The following is a 26049-nucleotide window of genomic DNA, read 5'->3' on the forward strand; positions in this document are numbered from 1 at the left end:
TATACTTAAAAGCTTCGTTTTAGGTCTTTAAAAAGAAAGTCCAATTCGGAGATAGGGCAAGGTTGCTTCTTTACTGAACCCTATTACTCCTTGAATAGTTAATAGATCTCCTGGCATAAAATAAATTCCGCCACCATATCCCATATGCCAGTCATTGGAATTTTCATGACTCATCCAGACCCTTCCTACATCATAGAAACCAATTGCCCCGACTGTTCCAGGAACGATATAAGAAGAGTAGCTAAATAATTTCAATCGCATGTCAAAATTATTATAAAGCGCTGTTTTCCCAGTAAATCGCCGAGAATTATACCCTCTTAAGCTCATTTCTCCTCCAATTTGTGCGTGCTGATAAAAATAGGAATCTCCCCATACCGCATCAAATCCCACACGATTAGCAAAAGTAATATAGTTGTCGGCAACCGTTTTATAAAAACTCATGGAATGCTGTAATTTTGTATAGTTGCGGCCCTCCCCTCCGATTTCAGCATTCCACCCCAATCTAGTGTGAAAATGTACTCCCGATTTTGGATTACTGATATTATCGCGGGTATCGTAATCTATACCAGTGGTGACCCCAGTGAAAAAATTACTACCGTAGATAGGCTCCGAAGGATATTTTTCATGAAACTCTTCAAAGTATCGTCCAACATTATTTAATTCTTTACTATTATAATATTCGGAGGAGGATCCATAGAAAACCTTGAATTTGGGGGCTAGGTATCTTTCTAGAAAAATATCACCATTCACAAGATCAAATCGATTTCGGTAATAGGAAATGCGCTTTGAGTCCGATTTATCAAAAATGGTATTATTTCCATACCCAAAGAAGTTGCTCAGGTTTTTGGGCCCAAGGGATGAAAGATGAATGTAAAGATCATGCCCTGCAATGAGTTCCTTATAATTACCTTTGTAATCAAACATAAATGATTCGCGACCGGTCAAATAACTGGCAAGAAACTCATGCCTATACGCATAAGGTTTCTTTCTGAATCCTTGATTTTCGATCATATACCCCAGTCCAAAAATAAGTCCGCGGTCAACGCCATAGTCCAAATTAAAAACAACTCCTTTACGATCATAGACAAAATTGTCATAGTCAAACGTATGGACAGCGCTGTCTTTGCTCAATTTCAGATGAATAGCATCATCAACCTGGATAGTACCCTGAACCTGCTCTTTACCATCATAGATATAAACTTTGCTGCCATTGGCAAATTTGTCTGTTGTACGGTACAAATCCTGACCATCACCACCAATAATCCGAACCTTTATGGGCGATTTGCCCGATCCATGGAACTTATATTCATCAGCGCCCGATATACCATATATGCGAACTTCTTTGGTCTGATCAGGTACAAAAGTACGTTTTAGCAATTTTCGCCCTTCGGTGCCATCCTTTTTCTTGTTATGGATATTGACAGTGACCGAACCATCACTATTGTAATCGACATCTACAAATTCAGATTTGGCGGACAATGGTAGTTCAACGACACGGGCTAGAAATCGGTAGTAGGTTAATCCACTTTCCATCAGTTCGTCCCTTCTTGAACGAATATTTGTTTCCAGTTCATTCGCGCTCATTTTCACAATGGTATCAGGCATCGTTAACATAGCCTGATGAATCAACGAATCCGTCAATGTTTTCTGAACAAATTGTATTTCGTCAATCCACTCGTCCTCTGTAAGATGTGTGAGAAAAAAATGATCAAAAGTACTTGCATTAAAATTCCAATGGGGCACATTTCGGATATGTGGACTAAAGGGTTGCAAATGGGCCTTCAACCATTGATAGGAAAGTAATGTTGGAAATACCCCCGAAGTTTTATAATACACCTTATCCCTATCTCTAGGGACAGGCGTATAGATCTTTTTACCTTTTTCTTTTTCAGGGTCCCAACGCCAGTTGTCTTGATGGCGATCCCAGTCGCCCAACGTAAAATCTAACAATCGTGCACGTAGTGTGAGATTCTGATCAATTTGTGTATCATTGTCTTCCAACACTTTACGCATGACTTTTGCGCTATTATCCGTTTTTTGATCCTCAAAAGGGGTACGCGCCTCAAACATATAGGCCCTATTCTTAAATACCTCACGATACTCGCCAAACCTTGGATCATCTCCCACAAAAACCAGTTCCGGCGACGCTGAAGGAATTCCTAAGGCTTTGTTAAATGGCGGAACGGTCAATGCTCCAAATGGATGATGTATCGAAATCTGATCCTGTACAATATCTTTTGCAAATGTCTTTCGGAGGCTTTCCGGGAGACTGCGTTCAGGGTATTTCTGAATGGACCTGAGAACCCACTCCCTACCCGAAGAATCTACCAGTCGAAGCGACTGGGTCTGCATTCCGCCGCCCAACTTAACGATCTGAAGTCCACCTCGCTCTGTAGCGAGATCCATCAAACGCATCTTAACAGGAGTATTGTATAATTTACGGTAACTATCTCCAAGCCAAAATCGATGCAATAATCCCACTCGGTCATACTCAGGTGCGATCACCGTGGTAATACTGTCCATACGCTGCGCATGCGAATTAAAAACACAGCAACAGGCAATTAATGTAAAGATTCTTCTCATTTTATCTAAGTCGGGTCATCGAGAAATCAACAGTCGATACAGGTAGAATGTTTGATGGTCTCGATATCTATTTGGGCTAAAGTTCACCTTTTAAAGCAAAGAATCAAAAACTTTCTGCTCCTTTTTTAGTATAAAACCGCTATTTTGATAAAACTTATGGCTCTCGGTTCGAATGGTATTACATCTAACACGCAAACGGCGACACCCTATTGACCTAGCCGAATCGGATGTCGCATGCAATAATAATCGACCCAGCCCCCGACCTCGATATTCTTCATCGACAACCAATCCCATGATTTCCGCATAAACACCAGTCTCCATACTGATAACTTGATGAACTTGAATCCAGCCAACAGTTTTATTGTCAATGGCCCCCACAAATACAGCATACTCCTGCTGCCGTAATAGATCTTTCCAAAATAATTTTCATTCCTTCAATATCGGCTGGATAACCCAGTTGCTCGGTCAACCTTACGAGCTCCAAGGCATCAGATAATACCGCTTTTCTTAAGTCCATACTATAAATTTGTTTCCTATGTTTTAGAATAAGAATAGATCACCCAATACTTCAGTTATGCATCAGGTTGATCCAACAATCGGCGGTGATAATTTATTTGGCCAAGGTGATAAGTTAGATGGGTGGTCAGATGAACGAGCAAATACTGCGTCGTTGTTTTTTCTTCAAACACGAGTATGGGATATATCTCTTGCAGATTCTCTTCTGACAAGAGATCCAAAGAGCGGGTAACCACATCAATCGTATCATCTACCTGATCTATTAATCGTGTTCGAGGAATATCTTTTAACGAAAACTCAGCAGCTCGATCCCTAATATACCCTGTCTTTCCTATTTCAGCACCGATGTACGTTTGAAGATTTCCAATCAAATGTAGACATAGATTGCCCGCTGAATTGGCAATATTTGGTTCAATAAGCCATATATTTCCTTCTTGTTTGTACAATGAAATTTCATCCCGCAGCCTGTTTAAGTCCCGTTGGAAAAGGCTTTTTAAAGTTTCTATAAGCATAGACTAAATTTAGATATATTTCTACTCAAAAAAGCAATTTCTATATCAACACATCAGCTTTAGCCTTAAATAGCCATATTGATACGAATCAGAAATATACATCTCCACATGATATTATGTAATTTTAAACAACTTAAAGAGCTATAACCATGAAGATAGTTTCAAATTTCCCAAAGAAAACTTGGGTAATTTTTAGTGTAATAACAGTCGCGGCTACCATTCTCTTCGCTAAATGCGATGGCCCATCCGATGGAAATGACAGATTGGGTTTTCCATTTCCTTTTTATGAATATATGGGTGGCAAGCGCTCAATGGAACCTGAGAATCGAAGTAGTTTCAATCCTATTTATCTTCTTTTCGATCTTATTATCTATTTTGGACTTGCTTATTTTTTCACATTTTTAATCAAGAGATCTAAAAAATAGTGTACATTGAAATGGAATTAATCGACCAAATTATTTCCATCTTTTTTTACAAGTTTTAAGCTAAACCGCCTTTCCGATGAAGAGGAGCACAAAAATAACCAACCAAAGTATCGAATCTGCAGGACTTCCCAAAGACCCTAAACATGCCATTGCTGAATATTTCTGGAATGGATTTGATGCAAAAGCCACACAGATTGAACTCTCTATAGACAGTAATGAATTAGGCTACATTAATCGTGTAAGCATACAGGACAATGGCGAAGGCATACCCCTAGAGACACTTTCTTCCTCATTTGGAAACTTTTTGGATTCTATAAAAAAAAATAGTCTCAAACGGAGCTCCTATACCAGAGGAAAAAAGGGAAAGGGTCGATTTTCTTTCTCGCTTTTTGCAACACGTGCGATTTGGGATACCGTTTTTCAGGAGAATGAATATTTCTCAAGCTACCGAATTCAAATTGATCGCGAAAGTAAAGAGCAATACGATATCAGTGAAAGCAGGCTGGTAGAATCTAAAAATACGGGAACGCAAGTTACTCTTGAAGGCGTTTTTGGACTTAATGCTACATTTTTTGAAAGCGACGACTTTAACAATTTCCTCGCACAAGAGTTTGGCTGGTTTCTCTACTTGAATAAGGATAGGAATTACGCCATACGCGTCAATGGGAAGCTATTAGCTTATGACCATTTAATCGAAGAGACAGACCAGCTTTCTTGGACAGGCTATAGCCCTGATCGTGATACTTCTTATCATTTTACCATCAATTACATTCGCTGGAACCAACAAATTGGTGATCGATATTATTATTATTTTCTGAATAGCGATAAAAAGGAAATTGCCAAAGTACTTAGCAGTTTCAACAATAACGCGATCAATTTCCACCACTCCGTCTATGTTGAATCTACCTTCTTTGATCATTTTGAACAACAAGATATCCTCCTATCTACAGAAGATAATCTTTTCTCGGGGAAGGCCAAACAAGTTATTTATCGGAATTTACATGCTGAGTTACGTGATTTACTGGATAGAAAGCAAAAAAAATATGTACTAGAGCACGCTGTCGCGGTAAAATTAACAGATCTAGAAAGAAAAGGCCTATTGCCCGAATACAGCAGCTCGGAACAAGATAAAAAAAGAAAAAACCTATTGTTAGCATTAATACAGGAACTATTTATTGTAGATCCACGCATTTTCTTCGGCATTAAAACAGACCTTATCCGCACCTATCTCGGTTTCATCGACTTGTTATTGCAGTCGGAAAAAAGCACGGAAATCCTCCCTATCATCGAACAGGCACTTCCTCTAACTGACAAAGAAAAGAATCGCATAAAACAGCTTATAACCCGCGCTGTGAACGATGAAAACACTTCTTCCGAGCAGAAAAAATAACACATTTTTATTTAATGACTTTTAGATGTCAATAAATAAAATTAAAAGTATCACTTTTGCTTAACACTGTTAAATTATTTACGCATAGCATGGGTAGCAAAGAACGCATACAACGGCTCAAAGATGAGAATAGAACTAATATTCTAGATGCTGCGCTCCAAATCGTCAAAGAAGAAGGATGGCAGGCCTTGAGTATGCGCAAAATTGCAGATATCATCGAATATACTGCCCCCATGATATACGAGTATTTCGCCAATAAAGATGCCATTCTGATGGAGCTTGCTAACCAAGGTTATCTCCTGCTTGCCAAAAAAGTAAAACAAGCCAAATCAACTGAAACCGATTTGGAGAAACAATTGGAAGCAATGTGGTTTAGCTATTGGGATTTCGCCTTCGAAGAACGCGAATTGTACCAATTAATGTTCGGTGTGGGAACGGCCTGTTGTGGTTTTGAAAAAACCTATAAATGTGCTGAATCCCATGGAAAATTGATAAGTGATGTCATCCGTGAAATCATGAAAGAGAAAAACCCATCCGAAGAATTGATCTGCAGGAAGTATTTTACGTACTGGTCAATTATACATGGATTGATTTCGATCAATTTGGTAAACCAAGGCAATGGCGACAATACCAATCAAGAGGTTTTAAAGGATGCTATTTACGGCATCACACGCTCCCTGACTGATTAATTTTTTTACACCAAAAAATACAACGTTAAGAAATCTAACACCGTTAAATATACCAAAACTTCAATTTTTAATATCACATGAAAACAAATCTATCACCAAGTCTTAAAAGGATTTACGTTCCAACACTTAACAGTGTTAAACGAATTAATATCGTAAAGACTGCATATGTGCTCAGTGCAATCTTTCTATATAGTTGTTCAACAGGCACGAGCAAACCCATTGATCCACCACCGGTTAACCTTCCGGTCGTTACCATCGAGAATGGTAACGAGACGGTTTATCAAGAATATCCAGCAACTATTGAAGCTTCGGCCAATATTGAGATCAGGCCACAAGTCGAAGGGATTTTGGAAAACATCTATGTCGATGAAGGTGCTAAAGTAAATAAAGGTCAGGCGCTTTTTAAGATTAACGACCGCCCTTATCAGGAACAATTAAATCAAGCTAAGGCAAATTTGCTGGCAGCAAAAGCTTCCTTGGAAAACGCCGAGTTAGAAGTGGAAAAGAAAACAAAGCTGGTGAACACCAAAGTACTGACAGACTTTCAGTTAAAAACTGCAATTAGCGCACGTAACGCCGCTAGAGCAAATGTACAACTGGCTCTGTCGGCGGTTGAAACGGCAAAAATCAATGTCGGATACACGCTAATACGGGCTTCAGCAGAAGGATACATCGGTAGATTGCAGCGCAAACAAGGGAGTTTAGTGGGACCTACAGACTCCCAACCACTTACAGCATTGTCAAATGTAAGGGATCTCCATGTCTATTTCTCATTGGGAGAAAATGACTTTATCGCATTCAAAAACAATACAGAAGGTAGTAATTTACAACAAAAGCTTCACAACCTACCTCCGATCAGCTTAGTTCTTTCGGATCAGACAATTTATGATCAGAAAGGAAAAATTGATATGGTGGATGGCCAGTTTGACAAAAATACCGGTGCGATTACCCTCCGCGCGACGTTCAACAATCCGGAAGGGGTTTTACGTAACGGAAATACCGGCCGTGTAAGACTACAGAAGAAGTATGCACAAGCATTATTGGTACCTCAACTTGCTACCCTTGAAATGCAGGATAAAATCTTCGTTTACACCGTTGGCAAAGAAAATAAAGTTGTTCAACAGCCCATTACTGTCATCGGAAAAAGTGGTGCAAATTACCTCGTAAGCAAAGGACTGAATGCGGGAGATCGGATTGTCTACAAAGGCATTGACCTGCTTCAGGATGGGCAGAAAATTACGCCACAAGCTTTATCAAGGGATAGCATCAATTCATTATAATATTAGAAAATCACATGCTTAAGAAATTTATAGAAAGACCTGTACTTGCTACCGTTATCTCCATATTACTTGTCATATTGGGGGTGATTGGTATCCTTAAACTGCCTTTGCAGCAGTTTCCCGATATTGCACCGCCCGCGGTGCAAGTAACGGCATTATATCCTGGGGCAAATGCCGAAACGGTACTCCGTGCCGTAGCTCCCTCACTCGAAGAGTCAATCAACGGTGTTGAAAATATGAGCTACATGAGCTCTACTGCCAGTAACGACGGCTCGTTAATGATTACCGTATATTTTAAACTTGGCACTGACCCTGACCAAGCTGCTGTGAACGTCCAAAATCGTGTGGCTCAGGCAACCAGCCAATTGCCCGCTGAGGTTGTACAAGCCGGAATTACAACAGCAAAACAGCAAAACAGCTTGATCATGGTATTGGATCTCTATACGGAAGATCAGAGTAAATACGATCAGACCTTTATTACCAACTACGCGCAAATCAATATTATTCCCGAACTGAAACGGATACCTGGTGTTGGACAAGCATTGGCGTTTGGTGGTAGCAAAGACTACTCCATGCGGGTATGGCTTAATCCAAATCAAATGGCGACCTATAAACTAACGCCTGAGGAAGTTATGGCTGCAATTCAAGATAAAAACGTTGAAGCTGCTCCTGGTAAATTCGGCGAGAGCAGCCGTGAAGCTTTTGAATTTGTGATCAAATATAAAGGTAAACTCAACCAACCAAGTGACTACGAAAATATTATTATCCGCTCCAACACTGACGGTTCAGTACTTAAACTCAAAGACGTCGCTCGTGTTGAACTGGGATCCTATACCTATGCGAGCCACACCCGTATCAATGGCAAAGCAGGATTGAATATTGGGGTAATGCAGCTGGCAGGTTCGAATGCAAATGAAATTCAGATCGCGATTCAAAAATTCATGGAGAAAGCCTCTTTAAGCTTTCCGAAAGGTGTCAAATATCTCGTTTTATACAACACAAAAGATGCACTTGATCAATCTATTGACCAAGTAAAACATACACTAGTTGAAGCATTTATATTGGTATTTTTAGTTGTCTTTCTATTCCTTCAGGACTTTAGATCGACATTAATACCAGCGATTGCAGTACCAGTAGCCATCGTTGGAACATTTTTCTTCATGCAGCTCTTCGGCTTTTCAATCAATCTATTGACCTTGTTTGCCCTGGTGCTTGCCATTGGGATTGTCGTCGATGATGCAATTGTGGTCGTCGAGGCAGTGCACGCCAAGATGGAACATGAAAATCTCCCACCTAAGCTCGCTACAACATCTGCCATGAGCGAAATCACCGGGGCAATTATCTCGATTACATTGGTGATGTCTGCCGTATTCCTTCCCATCGGCTTTATGGAAGGTTCTACCGGAGTGTTTTACCGACAATTTGCTTTCACGTTAGCGATTGCAATCGTTATTTCAGCAATTAATGCCTTGACACTAAGTCCTGCGTTATGTGCACTCTTCTTAAAACCAACGCATCATGGTCATTCTGATGCTAAGAAACTTAATTTCAAGGAACGTTTCTTTGCTGGATTCAATGTTGGATTTGACCGGTTGACTAAAAACTATTTAGGTAGTCTACGCTTCTTGATCCGTTACAAGTGGGTTGCATTTGCAGGATTGGCGATTACCCTACTTTTGACAATATTTATGATCCGTAAAACACCTACTGGATTTATTCCGTCGGAAGACCAAGGATTTATTGCCATTTCTTTATCCATGCCTGCAGGCGCTTCGTTAGATCGTACTTCTGGGGCATTAGCCGAAGCTGAGAAGCAACTTCAACATGCTGATTTTACCAAAACTTTAAATGTACTTGCTGGTTTCAATATTTTAACACAATCCACAAGTCCTTCAGCGGGTGTTGCATTTATCCTCCTTAAACCACATGAAGAACGTGGTCAGATAAAAGACATCAATGCGATTATGGCCGATGTGAATCAACGCCTGGCAAATATCAAAGGCGCAAATTTCTTTGTCTTTACCTTCCCTACAGTACCAGGGTTCAGTAATGTTGACGGTCTCGATATGGTATTGCAGGACAGAACCGGTGGACAACTTGGAAAATTCAGTGGCGTAGGCCAGAAGTTTATTGGCGAACTGATGAAACGTCCTGAAATCATGATGGCTTTCACAACCTTTAAAGCAGATTATCCACAATATGAGCTCCAGGTAGATGATATCAAGGCAGAGCAACTTGGCGTAAGCACAAAAAGTATATTACAAACCATGCAGGCCTATTTTGGTAGTGCCCAAGCTTCAGATTTTAATCGTTTTGGAAAGTACTATCGTGTGATGGTCCAAGCTGATGCCAAGGATAGAAGTGAACCTACTTCAATGGACGGTATTTTTGTAAAAAACAGATTAGGTGATATGGTTCCCATCAATACATTAGTCAAATTAGAACGTGTATATGGACCGGAAACAGCATCGCGGTACAACTTGTTTAATTCAATTGGCATAAATGCAATACCAAAACCCGGATATAGTTCTGGAGACGCTATCCGTGCAGTTGAGGAAGTTGCAAAACAACAATTGCCTACTGGATTTACCTATGAATTCTCAGGTATGACCAAGGAAGAAATTGTCTCCGGAGGACAGTCTACATTGATTTTTATTCTCTGTCTGATATTTGTTTACTTCTTGCTTGCGGCACAATATGAAAGCTACATCATTCCATTAGCGGTTATTCTATCCATTCCGACCGGCATATTTGGCGTCTTTGCAGCAATTAGCTTCACTGATATCGCCAACAACATCTATGTACAAGTTGCACTTGTCATGTTGATTGGTTTACTGGCCAAAAATGCCATTTTAATTGTGGAATTTGCTATTCAAGGGCGCAAACAGGGGCTATCGATTCCTAGCGCTGCACTTAAAGCCGCAAGATTACGTTTGAGGCCTATTATAATGACTTCTTTAGCCTTTATTGTTGGTATGATTCCAATGATGACAGCCGTAGGTCCGTCTGCTCAAGGAAATCATTCCATCAGTATTGCCGCTGCGGGTGGGATGTTCACCGGAGTAGTTTTAGGACTCTTTATTATCCCGATTCTCTTTATTTTCTTCCAATTTATCCAAGAGAAAATAGCTGGTGTCCCGAAGCAAAAACAGTATGAAAGCGAGACCGCTTCGTTGGAAATACCCGTGCATACAAACAATTAGTATATCATGACAAAATTTAAATATATGAATAGTAAAGCAAAGTTACTGACGGTTTTCATCTTATCTTTTGTCGCATGGTCCTGTAAAACAGATAAGTTGGTCAGCAATCAACACCTTGCCCCTAACTTACCCGAACAGTACCGCGACCAAGCTAAAGCTCCGCAGGAAACTAGCATTGGCTCTATTCCATGGCGTGATTTTTTTAAAGATCAAATCCTACAGACATTGATTGACAGTGCAATACAACATAACTTAGATATGAAGCTAGCACTGAAAAACATAGAAGCGTCTCAACTGAGCCTGAAACAAGCAAAAGCGAACTATCTTCCTTCAGCCCAGCTACAGATCAGGGGAAATAGCACCAATCCATCCAATAACAGTATGAATGGATTGAGCCTCGGACAGTTTTTAGGCCAACATCATGTGGAGGATTATACGGCATCCTTAGGTTTATCCTGGGAGGCCGATCTATGGGGTAAAATCAAAAATCAAAATATCGCTGCTTTAGCTTCCTATCTGCAGACAGAAGAAGCTAAAAAAGTAATTCAAACCCAATTAATTGCACAAGTTGCACAAGGTTACTATCAACTGCTGATGCTATATCAATTGCGTGATATTGCCAAACAAAACTTGCAATTAAGCGATACAACCTTACGCATCGTCCAACAGCAATATGAAGTTGGTGACATTACGCTGCTTGCGTTGGAACAGGTTGATGCGCAACGATTGTCCGCAGCGGCGTTAATCCCTGACTTTGAACGGCAGATCACTATTCAAGAAAATGCCATTCAGATTCTTAGCGGAAAACTCCCCAAGAGATTAAGACAGCGGAGAAATTGACAGACCTCCAGTTCCCCGAAGAGCTAGCAACTGGCATACCAGCTGATTTGTTGAGCCACCGTCCGGATGTAAAACAGGCCGAACTAGCTGTTACAGCTTCACAGGCCTATCAACAGTATGCAAAAGCGCGCATGTATCCTTCCTTGGTGATTAGTGCCGAAGCTGGCGTAAACGCATTCAAAGCAAGTAATTGGTTCAACTTGCCCGCGTCATTATTTGGTGCAATTACAGGGAGTATTACACAACCTATTTTCCAACGCAAGGAATTAAAAACGCAATATGAGCTGGCGCGTGTCGAACAAGAAAAGAATGTATTGATCTTCAAGCAAAAAGTAATTTCAGCCGCTGGGGAAGTATCCGATGCTTTAATTTCAATTCAAAAATTGAAAGAAAAACAAAAGATTACTTCGGATAGAACGACGCGTTTAAAGCAAGCGACAAAGCATGCCAATCTTTTGTTTGAAACAGGAATGGCCACCTACTTGGAAGTAATCACAGCGCAAAGCAATATCTTACAAAGTGAGCTCGAACTTGCTCAGGTAAAAAAAGCGGAGCTTTCTGCTGTTGTTGATCTATACCGTTCATTGGGAGGTGGATGGAGCAATAACTAATGCGGTATAAAAAGCAATTTTCTAATTTTATTATACATATCTGGTAGATGGGGGGCCCTTAGGGTCCCCTGTTTTATTTTTATCCGAAGTTCATTTTTACACCACCTTTAACATAACGCCCTGTAAAGCAAACTTCAAATTAGGCAATACATAAGCTTTTTCTATTTTTTAGAATTTCTTCAACAACCCGATCGCATTCAATTTATAAATCCTTCAAACCTTGGAATAAAAGAGACAAATGCAACTGAACCAATGCGATTACTTTTGTTTCATAATATAAATTTTATAAAATGAGAGATTTAAAAAAGATTGCACTAGCGGTATGTATCGCCTTATGCACATTAGCAGTCGTGAGCTGCAGTAAAGATGATGAAACTGTTGTTGAGCCCCAGCTTACCCCAAGCGAAATATTAGCCAGTACGCCATGGGAAACAACAAACGCAAAGAATAATAAAGGTGAAAGTGTAGTATTAACAGATGCTAACGTCGCAAATTTTGTAGGATTTGCTTATTTCAAACCTGATGGTACTTTTACAATGTTCAATCTTGACAATTCTCCAAAAATGCACGGCGACTGGACCGTATCTGCAGATGGTAAAACGAGAACAATTGTTGCTAAAAATGCTGCTGGAGAAACGTTGTTTACTCGTGTGGTTGATATTACGGTATTGACAAAGAAAGAATTCACTTATAGAGTTTATCCAAACGCTAATGACAAAACGATCTATTTCGATATCATCCATACACCAACAACTCATCAAGAGCCAAAATAATTTATTAGATAACACATCGAAAAAATAGTAACCACAATAAAACAGAAAGGCTTGACGAAATGATGTCAAGCCTTTCTGTCTATCGCTAAAAACGAATTCCATATTCAAAGTCACTCTTTGACACGATTAGATCAAATGATTATAAAACAAAAGATAACTACAAGATTTACAATATATTAAAAAAATATCACAGGGATTTCATTATGAATTATACACTGATAGGCCAAGGTTAGATCATCTATCAGCCTTCGTCAATATACGCCTGAGTGCATCAAATTGATATTTCAGTCAGGGCTTTATACGCTTCAGCAGAAATTTGTCGTCCAATACTAAAAGGAATTACGAAATTTGCATAGATTTCACCGATACAGATAAGTTAAAAGAATGCAGGATATAGCGATCTATAAAAACGATAAGACTCTAATTAGTACAAATAAAAAAAGGCTGATATTTACCTTTCTGTCCTTTCTGCTTATTTATCTCGTTGCCTATATTATTGATCCATTCTCGAGTTGCTGGGATGGCTATTTTAAACGGAATATGTTTGAAATACTCGGTGAATGGACATTTACGATCATTTATAGCTTTATCATTTCCGAATTTAGTATCATTGTCCATGACAAGCTTAATAAGTTCTTAACCTGGAAAGATAGTCCGACAGAGCGACTTCTACTTGAAACCGTCATCAACCTTTTTGCAGTACTCTTTATCAATTTACTTCTGGAGTACCTGATTTCAAAATATTATTTTGGACCTCAAAATGTTACTATAGCCCCATCTTTGGAGGAAAAAAGGGGGATGATTCAAAACATTACAATCAGTGTATTGATTGCGTTGATGATCATGGGGATCAATATTGGTAGTCATTTGATCACCAACTGGAAGAATGAATCCATGCGCGCTGCAAAGCTTGATCAGGTCATTCTTGAAACAGAACTTCAATCGTTAAAATTACAGATCGACCCCCATTTTGTCTTTAATAACCTGAGCGTGCTCTCAGAAATCATCCTCGAAGACCAACAATTAGGCTATGAATATGCAGAAAACTTCTCCAAAATATATCGCTACCTTCTTGTCAATTCCAAAAAGGACATTATCTCGCTCGAAGAAGAACTCAACTTTCTAAATTCATACATATTTCTCATCAAAAACCGATTTGGCGATGGGGTAAACTTCGAAATAAACGTCAATCCCGCCAAACGCAATTGCCAATTACCTCCTCTTACCTTACAGTTATTGGTAGAAAATGCATTAAAGCATAATCAGACAAATAAGAGAAAACCGCTGAAAATTAAAGTCTACACCAACGCCCAGAATCAACTTGTTGTTGAAAATATATTAATTCCTATTGAGAATGTATCCGAATCATCGGGAATCGGAATTTCAAACATCATTAAAAGATACGATTTGCTATCCAACTTAAAACTGCAAATAAAGAATGATGGCAAAACATTTAACGTTATCCTCCCACTTTTAGCGCAAGCATAATGAATATAACCAAAGTATTAATCATCGAGGACGAAAAACTCAATGCCGATCGTTTAAAGCGACTTTTGAAAGAAATAAAACCATCCATCGTTATTTTGGATGTACTTGATAATATTGCGGATAGCATCAATTGGTTCAATAGCAATGAACTTCCCCACCTGGTCATGATGGATATTCGTTTATCCGATGGTTTAAGCTTTGAAATATTAGAGACTATAAAAATAGACTGTCCAATCATATTTACAACAGCATTTGACGAATACGCTGTGAGGGCTTTTAAATTCAATAGCATAGATTATTTGCTCAAACCTGTAGAAAAAATAGAGCTGGGAAATGCCATCCAAAAACTTGACTATCAAAAAGATCTCCAGATCAACCAACAACCGCTTCAAGGTTTATTGGATTTTATCTATCCAAAAGATTTTCGCTCACGTTTTCTAATTCCATTCAAAGACGGTTATAAGACCATTCTCGTCGAAGAAATATTATACTTTTACTCCGAATTTAAACTTACCCATGCGCAACTCAAATGTGGTACTGTCGAAATTGTCCCTCAAACAATGGAAGAACTCGAACAGCAATTGAATCCAAAAGTATTTTTTCGCGCCAACAGGCAATTCATTGTACATATAGATGCGATCAAAAGATTACATAACCACTTCAACGGAAAACTAAAAATAGAAATTAAAAATAACGATCAAGTGGAAATCCTTGTGAGCAGAGAAAAGGCTCAACTGCTAAAAAATTGGTTAGACTATTAATGTTAAAACTGATCCGCTTGCTCCTTTTTTCGTCAGAAAGGCAAAGTAAGTTTTCGCGATGAAGAAGGGATGTTAATCTATAAGCCCAATATCTTCAACACAATTGGATCGTACCATTTAATATCGTAAAATTCAGCTCACCACTGTGACGTTTCAGTAAGCAATTGTAACGTCTCGGTAGATTTCTTTGCCTTATGGCTTAAAAGAATTCTTTTCTTTGTTTCATTATAAAATGATAAAATGGCACAAAGAACGATGACTTTAAAACCTTTCCTTACACTTATTACAGCAGCAGCATTATTATCGTCCTGTGGAGGCAACCAAGATCAACCGCAAGAGCAGGCAGTTACTGTTGACTTTATCGAATTATCTCCTACCCACGCGGAGACCGAAAAAAAATATCCTGGTACATTAGAGGGGACCGTCAACGTCGATGTCAAAGCGCAAGTAACGGGATATCTAGATCAGATTTATGTCAAAGAAGGAGACTATGTATCCCAGGGTCAACCCCTTTTCAAAATAAAAGCTGATATCTACAACGAACAAGTAAACAACAGCAAGGCAGCTTACCAAGCTGCTTTATCGGCAGAACAAAACGCGAAATTGGAGATTGAAAAAATCAAACCACTTGTTGAAGGTAAAGTGTATACCGAATTACAGTTAAAAACTGCAGAGGCCAATTATGCCGCAGCTAAAGCACAGGTAGCGCAAGCACAAGCTGCACTCGGTTCATCTCAAATAAATGCCAAATTTACGTTGATCAATGCACCAGTGAGTGGTTATATCGGCCGTATTCCTAATCGGATCGGAAATTTAATTACCGCAGCAGATGCGACACCGTTAACAACGCTATCTGAAATCAATACCGTAAATGTGTATTTTTCATTGAGTGAGGCCGATTTTATAGCCTTTATCAAAGATCAGAATAACAAATCATCCAATCAACAAGCAACGCTATTACTAGCTGATGGAACGGCATACAACCATTCGGGGAAAGTAGAATTAGCCAGTGGTAACATCGACAGAACAACCGGAAGCATGGCACTTAAAGCAAGTTTCACCAACCCTGATAAAATTCTCCGTTCGGGTGGTTCAGCCAAAGTAATCTTGAAAAAAGCGCACGAAAACGTATTGTTGGTACCTATGGCGGCTGTCAAGGATATTCAAGATCGCTACTTCGTTTATGTTATTGGCGAAAAGAACAAAATTTCCATGAAACAGATTGAAATTGCGGGAAATACCGCCAACGCCTATTTACTTAAATCAGGACTTACAGCTGGTGAAAAAATCGTTATGAATAGAATTGACATGCTTAACGATGGAATGCAAGTTCAACCGACTAAAAAATCCACCATGTAACCAGATGGAGCGTAGATAGCAACGACAGAGCTGCTGAAAAAGTTCCTTTTTAAATATTTGGGAGAAATCTAGGCAATAGCGATCATGGCAAAAGCTGCAACGTCCAAAGAGCGGTAACACGCCTTTACGTTCCGTATGCGTTTTTAAAAAATGGTACTAAAAGCTTTATAAAAATTATACTAAAATGTTAAAGAAATTTATTGACAGGCCAGTTTTGGCAACTGTTATATCGATCATATTTGTCATACTGGGGGTCATCGGTCTTTTTAGGCTGCCCCAAACGCGATTCCCGGATATCGCCCCGCCCACGGTCCAAGTTACCGGAAGCTATCCCGGAGGAAATAGCGAAACAGTATTGAGATCAGTTGTTACACCCCTTGAGGAACAAATCAATGGTGTGGAGGACATGGAATACATTACATCGACTGCAAGTAACGATGGTACATTCTCTGTGCGCATTGTCTTTAAAGCAGGTGTAAACCCAGATCAAGCAGCCGTCAACGTGCAAAACAGAGTACAACAGGCTACTCCGATCTTGCCACAGGAAGTTGTCCGGATGGGATTAACGACCTCCAAGCAACAAAATAGTATGATCATGATATTTAATATCTATACAGAAGATAATAAAAAATATGATGAACTATTTTTACAGAATTATGTGAACATCAACTTGATCCCACAGATCAAGCGTGTTCCCGGGGTCGGTCAGGCGATGGTATTTGGTTCCAAAGACTATTCGATGCGTGTATGGTTGAATCCGCAAAAAATGGCAAGTTATGGACTTGTGCCGCAAGAAGTCATCGCTGCAATTTCCAAACAAAGTCTGGAATCTGCACCTGGAAAATTAGGTGAAGAATCAAAAGCACCTCTTGAATATGTTATACGCTATAAGGGGAAAAAGAATCTTCCAGAGCAGTATGAAAACATTATCGTTAAAAACAATAATGTCCAGATCGTACGTTTAAAGGATGTGGCACGTATTGAGTTTGGCTCGATCAGCTATAGCGGTAATTCCCAAAATAACGGTCTCAATACCGTCACCATCGGTATATTCCAGACATCAGGCTCCAACGCCAATGAAATTGAAATTGGAATCGACAAACAGATTGAAATAGCGCAACGCTCATTCCCTCCTGGAATCAAGATTTTTAAATTGATCAGTACCAAGGAGCGCTTGGATGAAAGTACAGCCCAAGTACGCTCGACATTAATTGAAGCCTTCATTTTGGTTTTCCTCGTTGTATTCTTATTCTTACAAGACATACGATCGACTATTATTCCAGCAATTGCAGTCCCTGTAGCTATCGTAGGTACCTTCTTCTTCTTGCTCGTATTTGGCTTTACCATCAATATATTGACGTTATTTGCCCTCGTACTCGCCATTGGTATTGTTGTCGATGATGCAATTGTCGTTGTCGAAGCAGTACATGGAAAGATGGAGACTTCCAATTTAACAGGTAAACAGGCTACCCATAGTGCCATGAGTGAAATCACGGGAGCTGTAATCTCCATTACCTTGGTGATGTGTGCAGTTTTTATTCCCATTGGATTTATGACAGGTTCATCGGGCATGTTTTATAAACAGTTTGCCTATACTCTTGTGATCGCCATTGTGATCTCTGCGATCAATGCCTTGACGCTGACACCTGCACTATGTGCATTATTACTTAAAAATACACACGCCGAAAATCAAGATGGACAGACCTCAAAAACTGGGTTTTCTCAGCGTTTTTTCAAAGCGTTTAACGCAGGCTTCGAAAACATGACCAATCGATACGTTGGTTCATTAAAATTCCTTGCAAAGAAAAAATGGATTTCGTCACTTTTGATCCTGGCTACAATTGGCGTTGCGGGGTACCTCATGACAAGCACTTCCAAAAGTTTCGTACCAATGGAAGATGATAACTTTGTCGTATACAGTTTGGAAATGCCCCCAGGAACGGGACTGGACCGAACAACAAAAGCAGTAGAAAAAATCGAAAAACTACTGGCCGATATCCCTTCGATTGAAAGCCATACAAGTATTACTGGATTCAATATGATCGGTAACAACTCCAGCGCAGCCTATGCGACAGGATTTATACGCTTGAAAGATAAAAAGAAACGTGGTGAGATGAACGATATTGATCAGATTCACCAAGTTATCTCACAAAAATTATCCAGTGTCAAAGAAGGTAACGCAATGGCATTTCGCTCCCCTCCTGTTGATGGTTATGGTATGATGAATGGCGCGGAACTCGTTTTGCAGGACAGAGCTGGTAAATCGCCGGTAGAGCTCAAAGCAATGTCCGACTCCGTTATTGCGCAGATTATGAAACAACCGGGAGTGCAATTTGCCTATACCATGTTCAGAGCAGATTATCCACAGATGGAGTTAGAAGTAGATGAAGACAAAGCGGCCCAACTTGGCGTAGATGTCAGTGAAATGCTTTCGTCCGTTCAAACTTACTTTGCGGGTGACCAATCATTGAATTTCAATCGTTTCGGTAAATTCTATCGGATAGCAGTTAAAGCTGATGGCATTTATAGAACCGATAAAGAAGCATTCAACGAAATATTTGTCAAGAATAATCTTGGCCAAATGGTCCCTGTAAATACCTTGGTCACACTTCGTAAAGTGTATGGTCCTGAGTCGGTAACCCGTTATAATTTATACAATTCGCTCACGATAAACGTTGTTAGTACGCCTGGTATCAGTAATGGTGCGATCATGGAAACATTGGAGAAAAATGTATTGACCAAGTTACCGGGAGACTACAGCTACGAATGGACGGGACTTAGCTTGGAAGAGAAGTCATCAGGCAATCAAACCGTACTTATCTTAGCATTAAGCTTGCTATTTGTCTATTTCTTACTATCAGCACAGTACGAAAGTTATTTATTGCCTCTTGCCGTCCTGTTATCAATCCCAACAGGTATGATCGGCTCTTTCCTAGGAACACGTGCTATTGGATTGGACAACAATATCTACGTCCAGGTCGGCTTGATCATGCTCATCGGTCTTTTGGCAAAAAATGCCATTTTGATTGTTGAATTTGCTTTACAGCGGAGAAGAGCAGGCTCCTCACTCATTGATTCGGCTTTAGAAGGCGCAAGAGCTCGTCTACGCCCAATCTTGATGACTTCATTGGCTTTCATTGCGGGTATGGTCCCCTTGATGTTTGCGACCGGCGGAACGGCTACAGGTAACCATTCCATCAGTACAGGAGCAGCAATGGGTATGTTAAGCGGTGTTATCCTTGGGGTAATTATTATACCATTACTGTACCTGGTGTTCCAATATTTGCAAGAAAAAGTTTCGGGTAAAAAACTTACGGACAATACAGTACACAATACAAACGATTAAAATGAAAAAATTTCATCACTATATAACAATTTTCGCAAGCACTACCCTGTTGTTGTCCGCATGCAGCGTGGGCAAAAAATACACCCGTCAGGAGATAGCAATGCCCGAAAATTTCAAAAACAGCGAGGTTGTCGTGACGTCTGATACGCTACAGCTATCCTGGCGTAACTTTGTACAGGATCCCCTGTTGACATCACTCATTGAAAAGGCTTTGTCCAATAATACGGACGTCAATGTAGCACTCCTGAACATGCAACAATTGGAACTCGCGTACAAGCAGTCTAAGAAAGGATTACTACCAACAGCTGATTTAAGTATTGGAGCGAATAGAACCTGGTTATCGAGCAACTCTTTAAATGGCTCACTAAGTGACCAATTTATCGGGACGCCTCATATGGACGATTATAGTGCTACGCTCAGATTGTCTTGGGAAGCCGATATATGGGGAAAGGTAAAAATGCAAAAAGAAGAATCCTTGGCCAATTTTTTTGGCCAAAAGGAAAATTTATCGGCTTTGAAAACCCGGGTTATTGTACAGGTCATCCAGTCATATTACAATCTGATTGCTTTGGATGAACAGCTTAAGATTGCACAAAGAAATGTTCAATTGAGCGATAGCACACTGAATATGATACGTTTGCAATACAACTCATCACTGGTCAGTTCGCTTGCTGTGGAGCAAGCCGAAGCTCAGAAGAAAACTGCTGAATTATTAATTCCCCTAGCCCATCAAAATATGGCGGTCGAAGAAAATGCACTGAGCATTCTTTGCGGAGGTTTCCCCGAGGGCATTCAACGTACAGCAAGTTTAGATGATACGATTGTTGGAGACGGACTTGCCGCAGGGGTACCGGCCGAACTATTAAGCCGCAGACCAGATGTCAGAGCAGCTGAATACGCTGTTGTGGCTGCGACAAGCAGAATGGGACTCGCTAAAGCAGCAATGTACCCCTCCATAAGCTTGACTCCATCCATTGGTACAAACTCCATTCAATTTAGCAAATGGTTTGATCTACCGGGTTCTATTGTGAAAACAATAGCAGGGAATATTGCTCAACCGATTTTTCAGAAAGGGGCCTTGAAAACAAACTATGAGATATCGGTCATCGAACGCGAAAAGATAGCTTTGCAGTTTAAACAGTCGGTTATGGTCGCAGTTTCGGAAGTTTCTGATGCCTTGGCAAAAATCAAACATACAGAACAGCGCCTGCGACTTATCCACGCCAAATCAAATGCCCTCGCCAAAGCCACCGCTGATGCGGCCTTACTTTACAAAAGTGGGATGGCAAACTATTTGGAAGTGATAACTGCCCAAAACAATGCACTTCAAAATGATTTGGAACGTATTACAGTAAAACGGGAAAAGCTCAATGCGGCCATAGATCTTTACCGTGCACTGGGGGGCGGAACGGATACTTTACCGCCAAATACGCCATAAAAGCAGAAAATAAAAAGCACAAAATAAAGGCAACTGAATAAATATACGCCCCTAGAAGCAAAAACTTCCTAGGGGCTTTTTCATTACTTTTTTGCAGCTGCGCCCAAAATTCCCTATCTTCGGGTAAATACAAATATGATGAATAGAACGAGTTGTCTTCCTCCTCCAGTAGCGTAATATTTTTTCCCGATATTACTGAAGCCCAATACCAGAAATGGACCGATTTGCTGTGCTTCTTATTTTCTATCAATTTTATTATTTAACATCTTTCGTCCTTATTGGGCGGAACTGGAAGACAATTTCTTATGAAACATTCATATTTCATGCTGCACCTTGCTGTGCTGTGCCTGGGACTATCTGGCGTATTTGGAAAAGTGATTTCACTCAACGAGGGGATACTCACATGGTACCGTGTATTTTTAGCTGCCGTTATCCTATTTTTATTCTAAAATGGTATAAAATACCTACAGATTTTACTTTCAAAGAGAAACTGCATATTGCAAAAAATGGGCTACTATTGACAGCATCCTGGCTATTATTCTATGCTAGCATCAAATATTCAAACATTTCCATCGGCGTGATCTGCTACTGTATGGCAAGTTTTTTTACCGCTATTTTTGCACCGATGATCAATAAAACCAAATTTAGATTGTCTGAACTTCTGTTGAGTGGACTTACGTTGTGTGGGATAGCACTGATATTTCACTTCGATACCTCGCACCAGCTTGGCATAGTCTTAGGGATAATTTCTCCGGCTTTTGCCTCACTCTATGCGGTTCACAATGAAAAATTGACCAAAAAGTACAATGCAATATGCATTAATTATTATCAAATGATCGGTGGAACAATAGGGCTGGCATGTCTACTTCCTTTTTACATTCAGCACTATCCAATCAGCACTTTCATTCCCAATGCCCTGGATATTTTCTATCTGATCATCCTATCTTTATGTTGCACTGTGGGAGTCTATCTCGCATTTACAGAAATCTTAAAGAAGATATCAGCATTTACATTGAACTTAAGCTTAAATCTTGAGCCAGTATATGCTATTTTGATTGCATTTTTACTTCTTAATGAAGCAAGAGAATTAAACCTATCCTTCTATGTTGGACTGTTTTTGGTAGTTTCATCTGTGTTATTGCAGTATTGGATCAGCAGTAAAAAGAGCGCTTAAGAACCTCCATTCATTTCCCAGTCCAACGAAGATTGGGAAATGAATATTGTTTCCTCCTTGTGCCAAGCAGGTAGCCCCGATAAACAGGTAGCCCCGAAAAAACATGTTGAAAAGAAAAATGTGTGTCATTTTCAACAAAGCCTTATATTTATGAAACGATTCGGGTTAATTCCAAAACCGGCACAACCGGTCAAGCAATTTATTATATATACATTAAATAGATAGTTCCGTTATGAGCAATAGCAGTACAGAAAACAAATTTGTCAACCAGCAGATCCAATACCTTGAGTTTGTATCAAGCGACCTTGAACGTGCCAAAGCATTCTACTCAACGAGTTTCGGTTGGGAGTTTACGGATTACGGACCAGCATATACGGCTTTTGGCGGAAAATATGTTGATGGTGGTTTTACACTTGGTGCCCCCAGAAATGGCAGTATTCTCGTCGTTATCTATGCCGACGATCTACAGGCTACGCGTGATCAGGTTATCCGTACTGGCGGGACCATATTAAAAGATATTTTTAGCTTTCCCGGAGGAAAAAGATTTCAGTTCCAGGATCCTGATGGATATGAATTAGCCGTATGGACTGTTGAATAAAAGTTAAATACAATATATACTCAAATACAAAGCCCCCATATTTTTCTCATATGGGGGCTTTGTATTTTAAAATCAGGCTCTTTTAGCTTTCTGATAGTTTTTATTTTTATTCCTATTGAAACGCTTCTTCTTATGCTGTGGATTCTTTTTGGCAGGATTGTAAGTAGGTCCCGCTTCAAACCCCTCTGGCAATGGAAGTTGTTCAATCGGATAACCTATTAAATTCTCGATCTGAGCGAAACGGTTTTGGTCTTTCTCATTGACAAAGGTAATGGCTGTTCCTGTAGTTGCTGCCCGTGCAGTACGTCCAATACGGTGTACGTAGTCTTCCGGATCCGGTGGAACATCGTAATTAACGACCAAACTGATCCCCACCACATCGATACCGCGAGATATCACATCTGTCCCTACCAGTACCCGTACCTGACGAGACCGGAATCTAGCCATGATATCTTCCCGTTTCGACTGCTCGAGATCCGAATGGAAACCCTCCGCATCAATCCCCTGCTTCTGTAATTCCTGAGCGAGAAGTTTGACCGTAGTTTTTTGGGACGCAAAAATAATAACAGATACATAGTTCGGATCCTTCAGTATATTCTTCAGAAGCTCCATTTTCTGTTGATCATACGCAAGATATACACGTTGATCTATCCCTTCCGAAGGTTTAGAAATGGCAATATTAACTTCCACAGGCTCTTGCAGAATTTTTCGGGCAAAAGATCTGATCTTCATCGGCATCGTCGCCGAAAACAAAAGCATCTGCTTTTTCTTCGGTAGATAACTTACAATACGTAAAATATCGTCTTGAAATCCCATATCCAGCATACTATCGGCTTCATCCAAAACAAAGTGCTTTAAATGAGAGAGATCAATCTTCATGGAGGTAAGATGGCTTATCAACCTTCCCGGCGTAGCAACAATAATATTTACCCCCTCTCGTATGGCCCGTTTTTGCTGTTCATACCCCATACCATCACCACCACCATAAATGGCTATGGATGTTGCACCCGTATAATAAGACATGCCCATAATCTGCTGGTCAATTTGCATAGCAAGTTCCCGGGTCGGAACAAGGATAATAGCGAGGATAGATTCCCTTGAATTCCGTGCTATTGCATCGAGGATCGGCAACATATAAGCTGCTGTTTTACCTGTACCTGTCTGTGCACAGGCAATCATATCTTTTCCCTCTTTAATAATCGGGATGGTCTGTTCTTGGATCGGCGTAGCCTCCTCAAACATCATACTTTCTAAACCTTCTTCCAAAGCCGGAACAAAGCCAAATTCATCAAATCTCAACGTATTGTTTTTATTGTTGTGCCCTAAATTACTAAATCTAATTCATAAAAGTCTAAAATTAATACCTATAGCTCGTTATCCGCTTTCAAATAGATGCCCAAATAGGATTAATCTTTAACCTTCGACTGCTATCTATTCAAAATCTAATCAATAACCCCTGTTTTCTTTGTAGCTGACACAGCGCTCAAAACGACGTAGCCTAGCAGGCCGGCGCATAAAGAAGCGATCAGAACCGCGAACTTGGCCTCTTCAATCAGCATGCTATCATCAAAAGACAGTATCGAGATGAAGATCGACATCGTGAAACCGATTCCCCCCAATAAGCCTACTCCAAAAATCTGTTTCCAGCCAGCCCCTTCCGGTAATTGCGCAATCTTCAACTTCTTCGCAATATAACAGATCAAAAATATACCAATTGATTTACCAGCGATAAGACCAAGGATAATACCAATCCCCAATTTTGAAGTCAAACCACCAATCATTTCCCCATGGATTGGAATAAGCGTATTCGCAAATGCAAACAGCGGAATGATAATAAAATTGACGGGTTTGGTCAATAGATGCTCCAATTTTTCCAGGGGAGATTCTTCCGCATCCGGTGTTGTTGGTAACGTCATAGCCACCAACACGCCAGCTATTGTTGCATGAATTCCCGAGTGGTGAACAAAGTACCAAATAAATAGACCCGGAATAAGGTAAGCCCATATCGCTTTAACGCCCAGTTTATTCAACACGATCAAAAACAGAAAGATGCCTAAAGCAATAAATAAATAGGTCGCATGAATACCATTGCTATAAAAGATCGCAATGACCAAAATGGCAAGTAAGTCATCAACAATGGCCAGAGCAGCCAAAAAGATTTTAAGACTGGCAGGAACCTTATTTCCCAGAAGCGTGATAACAGCTAAAGCAAATGCAATATCCGTCGCCATAGGGATACCCCAGCCGTTTGCCGTATTGGTTCCCTGATTTAATACAAAATAAATGATGGCTGGCAAAAGTGCCCCACCAACCGCAGCCAAAATGGGCAGGATTGCTTTACTTGGCGATGAGAGTTCACCCTCTACAATTTCACGTTTTATCTCGAGCCCCACCAGTAAAAAGAAAATAGCCATCAAACCATCGTTGAGCCACAATAACCACGAATATTTTAAATGAACATAATCGCTCTCAAAGCCTACTTCCTTGTTCAGGAATTCCATTACACTGGCATACAAAGGTGTATTTGCAACGATCAATGCTAGAATAACACAGGAAAAAAGTATAATTCCACCTGCAAAGCTGGATTTTAAGAATTCTCTAAAGACAGTTAAATTGATAAGTTTTGACATGATTTGAATATCTAAAAACGCTTACAAAGGTTCACAAGATACGATTTTTAGGACCATTTACCGAATTCGAGCGACGATATCCCGGGCTATATCCAATGTAGCTACCCTTTTATTTTTCGAACCTAACAAATCAAATGGGAGAAACAGACATTATACATTAAATTTTTATAAAAAGCTTTGTCATTTTTTAATGAAATAATTTGGCTTTGTTGCAAAAAATACTTAGCTTGCTACTATAGTTAATAAACCGTTTATTATGTGCAAGAAGTGGATTTTCATGGTACTTCTTTTCGTGGCAAATTTTACATATGCGCAGACGACAGAGGATAAAACCCAACATTCAGGTTCCCATTACATTATTTTAGCAATCATCGCTATTATTGTCATTGTTTATATATTATACAGGAGGCAAAAGAGGAAATTTAATGAATAA

At 39.9% G+C, this 26049-nt stretch carries 21 protein-coding genes; 15 read left to right on the forward strand and 6 right to left on the reverse strand.

The window, feature by feature from the left end:
- Positions 1-27: 27 nt before the first annotated feature.
- From B4Z47_RS00380 to B4Z47_RS00390, 4 genes are all read right to left on the reverse strand, one after another.
- Positions 28-2583 carry a BamA/TamA family outer membrane protein gene (locus B4Z47_RS00380; protein ID WP_115045764.1) on the reverse strand — a complete coding sequence of 852 codons (2556 nt, stop codon included), beginning with the start codon at positions 2581-2583 and terminating at the stop codon, positions 28-30.
- 90 nt (positions 2584-2673) lie between these two features.
- On the reverse strand, positions 2674-2961 hold the full coding sequence (locus B4Z47_RS24640; RefSeq protein ID WP_115045762.1) for a GNAT family N-acetyltransferase: 288 nt from the start codon (positions 2959-2961) through the stop codon (positions 2674-2676).
- On the reverse strand, positions 2948-3100 hold the full coding sequence (locus tag B4Z47_RS00385) for a hypothetical protein (RefSeq protein ID WP_159333051.1): 153 nt from the start codon (positions 3098-3100) through the stop codon (positions 2948-2950). Before B4Z47_RS00385 ends, B4Z47_RS24640 begins: the two co-directional genes overlap by 14 nt.
- A 55-nt stretch (positions 3101-3155) precedes the next feature.
- Positions 3156-3611, reverse strand: a complete 456-nt coding sequence (locus B4Z47_RS00390) for a DUF1572 family protein (RefSeq protein ID WP_115045761.1) — start codon at positions 3609-3611, stop codon at positions 3156-3158.
- A gap of 501 nt (positions 3612-4112) precedes the next feature.
- Here B4Z47_RS00390 and B4Z47_RS00395 point away from each other — a divergent pair.
- From B4Z47_RS00395 to B4Z47_RS00465, 15 genes are all read left to right on the forward strand, one after another.
- Positions 4113-5426 (forward strand): ATP-binding protein, encoded by a 1314-nt coding sequence (locus B4Z47_RS00395; RefSeq protein ID WP_115045757.1) that lies wholly within the window; start codon positions 4113-4115, stop codon positions 5424-5426.
- Positions 5427-5515: 89 nt separating this feature from the next.
- Positions 5516-6115 carry a TetR/AcrR family transcriptional regulator gene (locus B4Z47_RS00400; protein ID WP_046674552.1) on the forward strand — a complete coding sequence of 200 codons (600 nt, stop codon included), beginning with the start codon at positions 5516-5518 and terminating at the stop codon, positions 6113-6115.
- Positions 6116-6192: 77 nt separating this feature from the next.
- Positions 6193-7395 carry an efflux RND transporter periplasmic adaptor subunit gene (locus B4Z47_RS00405; protein WP_115045755.1) on the forward strand — a complete coding sequence of 401 codons (1203 nt, stop codon included), beginning with the start codon at positions 6193-6195 and terminating at the stop codon, positions 7393-7395.
- 14 nt (positions 7396-7409) lie between these two features.
- A complete protein-coding gene (locus B4Z47_RS00410; protein WP_070565477.1) occupies positions 7410-10598 on the forward strand; it encodes an efflux RND transporter permease subunit in 3189 nt (1062 codons plus the stop codon).
- Positions 10599-10622: 24 nt separating this feature from the next.
- Positions 10623-11438, forward strand: coding sequence for a TolC family protein (locus tag B4Z47_RS00415; protein WP_236560223.1), 816 nt, complete (start codon positions 10623-10625; stop codon positions 11436-11438).
- A complete protein-coding gene (locus tag B4Z47_RS00420; RefSeq protein WP_236560224.1) occupies positions 11435-12049 on the forward strand; it encodes a TolC family protein in 615 nt (204 codons plus the stop codon). The genes B4Z47_RS00415 and B4Z47_RS00420 overlap by 4 nt, the downstream gene beginning before the upstream one ends.
- A gap of 290 nt (positions 12050-12339) precedes the next feature.
- A complete protein-coding gene (locus B4Z47_RS00425; RefSeq protein ID WP_115045754.1) occupies positions 12340-12822 on the forward strand; it encodes a DUF4822 domain-containing protein in 483 nt (160 codons plus the stop codon).
- A gap of 384 nt (positions 12823-13206) precedes the next feature.
- Complete coding sequence (locus B4Z47_RS00430) at positions 13207-14310, forward strand: sensor histidine kinase (RefSeq protein ID WP_070565481.1); 1104 nt, start codon at positions 13207-13209, stop codon at positions 14308-14310.
- Entirely contained in the window at positions 14310-15071 is a 762-nt protein-coding gene (locus B4Z47_RS00435) for a LytR/AlgR family response regulator transcription factor (protein WP_115045752.1), read from the forward strand. The genes B4Z47_RS00430 and B4Z47_RS00435 overlap by 1 nt, the downstream gene beginning before the upstream one ends.
- A gap of 240 nt (positions 15072-15311) precedes the next feature.
- Positions 15312-16430, forward strand: coding sequence for an efflux RND transporter periplasmic adaptor subunit (locus B4Z47_RS00440; protein ID WP_115045750.1), 1119 nt, complete (start codon positions 15312-15314; stop codon positions 16428-16430).
- Positions 16431-16614: 184 nt separating this feature from the next.
- Positions 16615-19776, forward strand: coding sequence for an efflux RND transporter permease subunit (locus B4Z47_RS00445; RefSeq protein WP_115045748.1), 3162 nt, complete (start codon positions 16615-16617; stop codon positions 19774-19776).
- A gap of 1 nt (position 19777) precedes the next feature.
- Positions 19778-21214: an efflux transporter outer membrane subunit gene (locus B4Z47_RS00450; protein ID WP_115045746.1), complete on the forward strand. Its 1437-nt coding sequence runs from the start codon at positions 19778-19780 to the stop codon at positions 21212-21214.
- Between the two features lie 305 nt (positions 21215-21519).
- Positions 21520-21663 carry a hypothetical protein gene (locus tag B4Z47_RS00455; RefSeq protein WP_286726542.1) on the forward strand — a complete coding sequence of 48 codons (144 nt, stop codon included), beginning with the start codon at positions 21520-21522 and terminating at the stop codon, positions 21661-21663.
- A gap of 143 nt (positions 21664-21806) precedes the next feature.
- Positions 21807-22388, forward strand: coding sequence for a DMT family transporter (locus tag B4Z47_RS00460; protein ID WP_286726544.1), 582 nt, complete (start codon positions 21807-21809; stop codon positions 22386-22388).
- 232 nt (positions 22389-22620) lie between these two features.
- Positions 22621-22986, forward strand: coding sequence for a VOC family protein (locus B4Z47_RS00465; protein WP_115045742.1), 366 nt, complete (start codon positions 22621-22623; stop codon positions 22984-22986).
- A gap of 72 nt (positions 22987-23058) precedes the next feature.
- Here the strand turns inward: B4Z47_RS00465 and B4Z47_RS00470 are convergent, their stop codons facing one another.
- Both B4Z47_RS00470 and nhaA read right to left on the reverse strand, forming a co-directional pair.
- Complete coding sequence (locus B4Z47_RS00470; protein WP_046674542.1) at positions 23059-24285, reverse strand: DEAD/DEAH box helicase; 1227 nt, start codon at positions 24283-24285, stop codon at positions 23059-23061.
- A 143-nt stretch (positions 24286-24428) separates the two neighbouring features.
- On the reverse strand, positions 24429-25616 hold the full coding sequence (gene nhaA, locus B4Z47_RS00475) for a Na+/H+ antiporter NhaA (protein ID WP_115045740.1): 1188 nt from the start codon (positions 25614-25616) through the stop codon (positions 24429-24431).
- Between the last annotated feature and the right edge of the window lie 433 nt (positions 25617-26049).

The sequence above is a fragment of the Sphingobacterium sp. UBA2610 genome (genome assembly GCF_002339225.1).
GTDB classification, from domain to species: Bacteria; Bacteroidota; Bacteroidia; order Sphingobacteriales; family Sphingobacteriaceae; genus Sphingobacterium; species Sphingobacterium multivorum.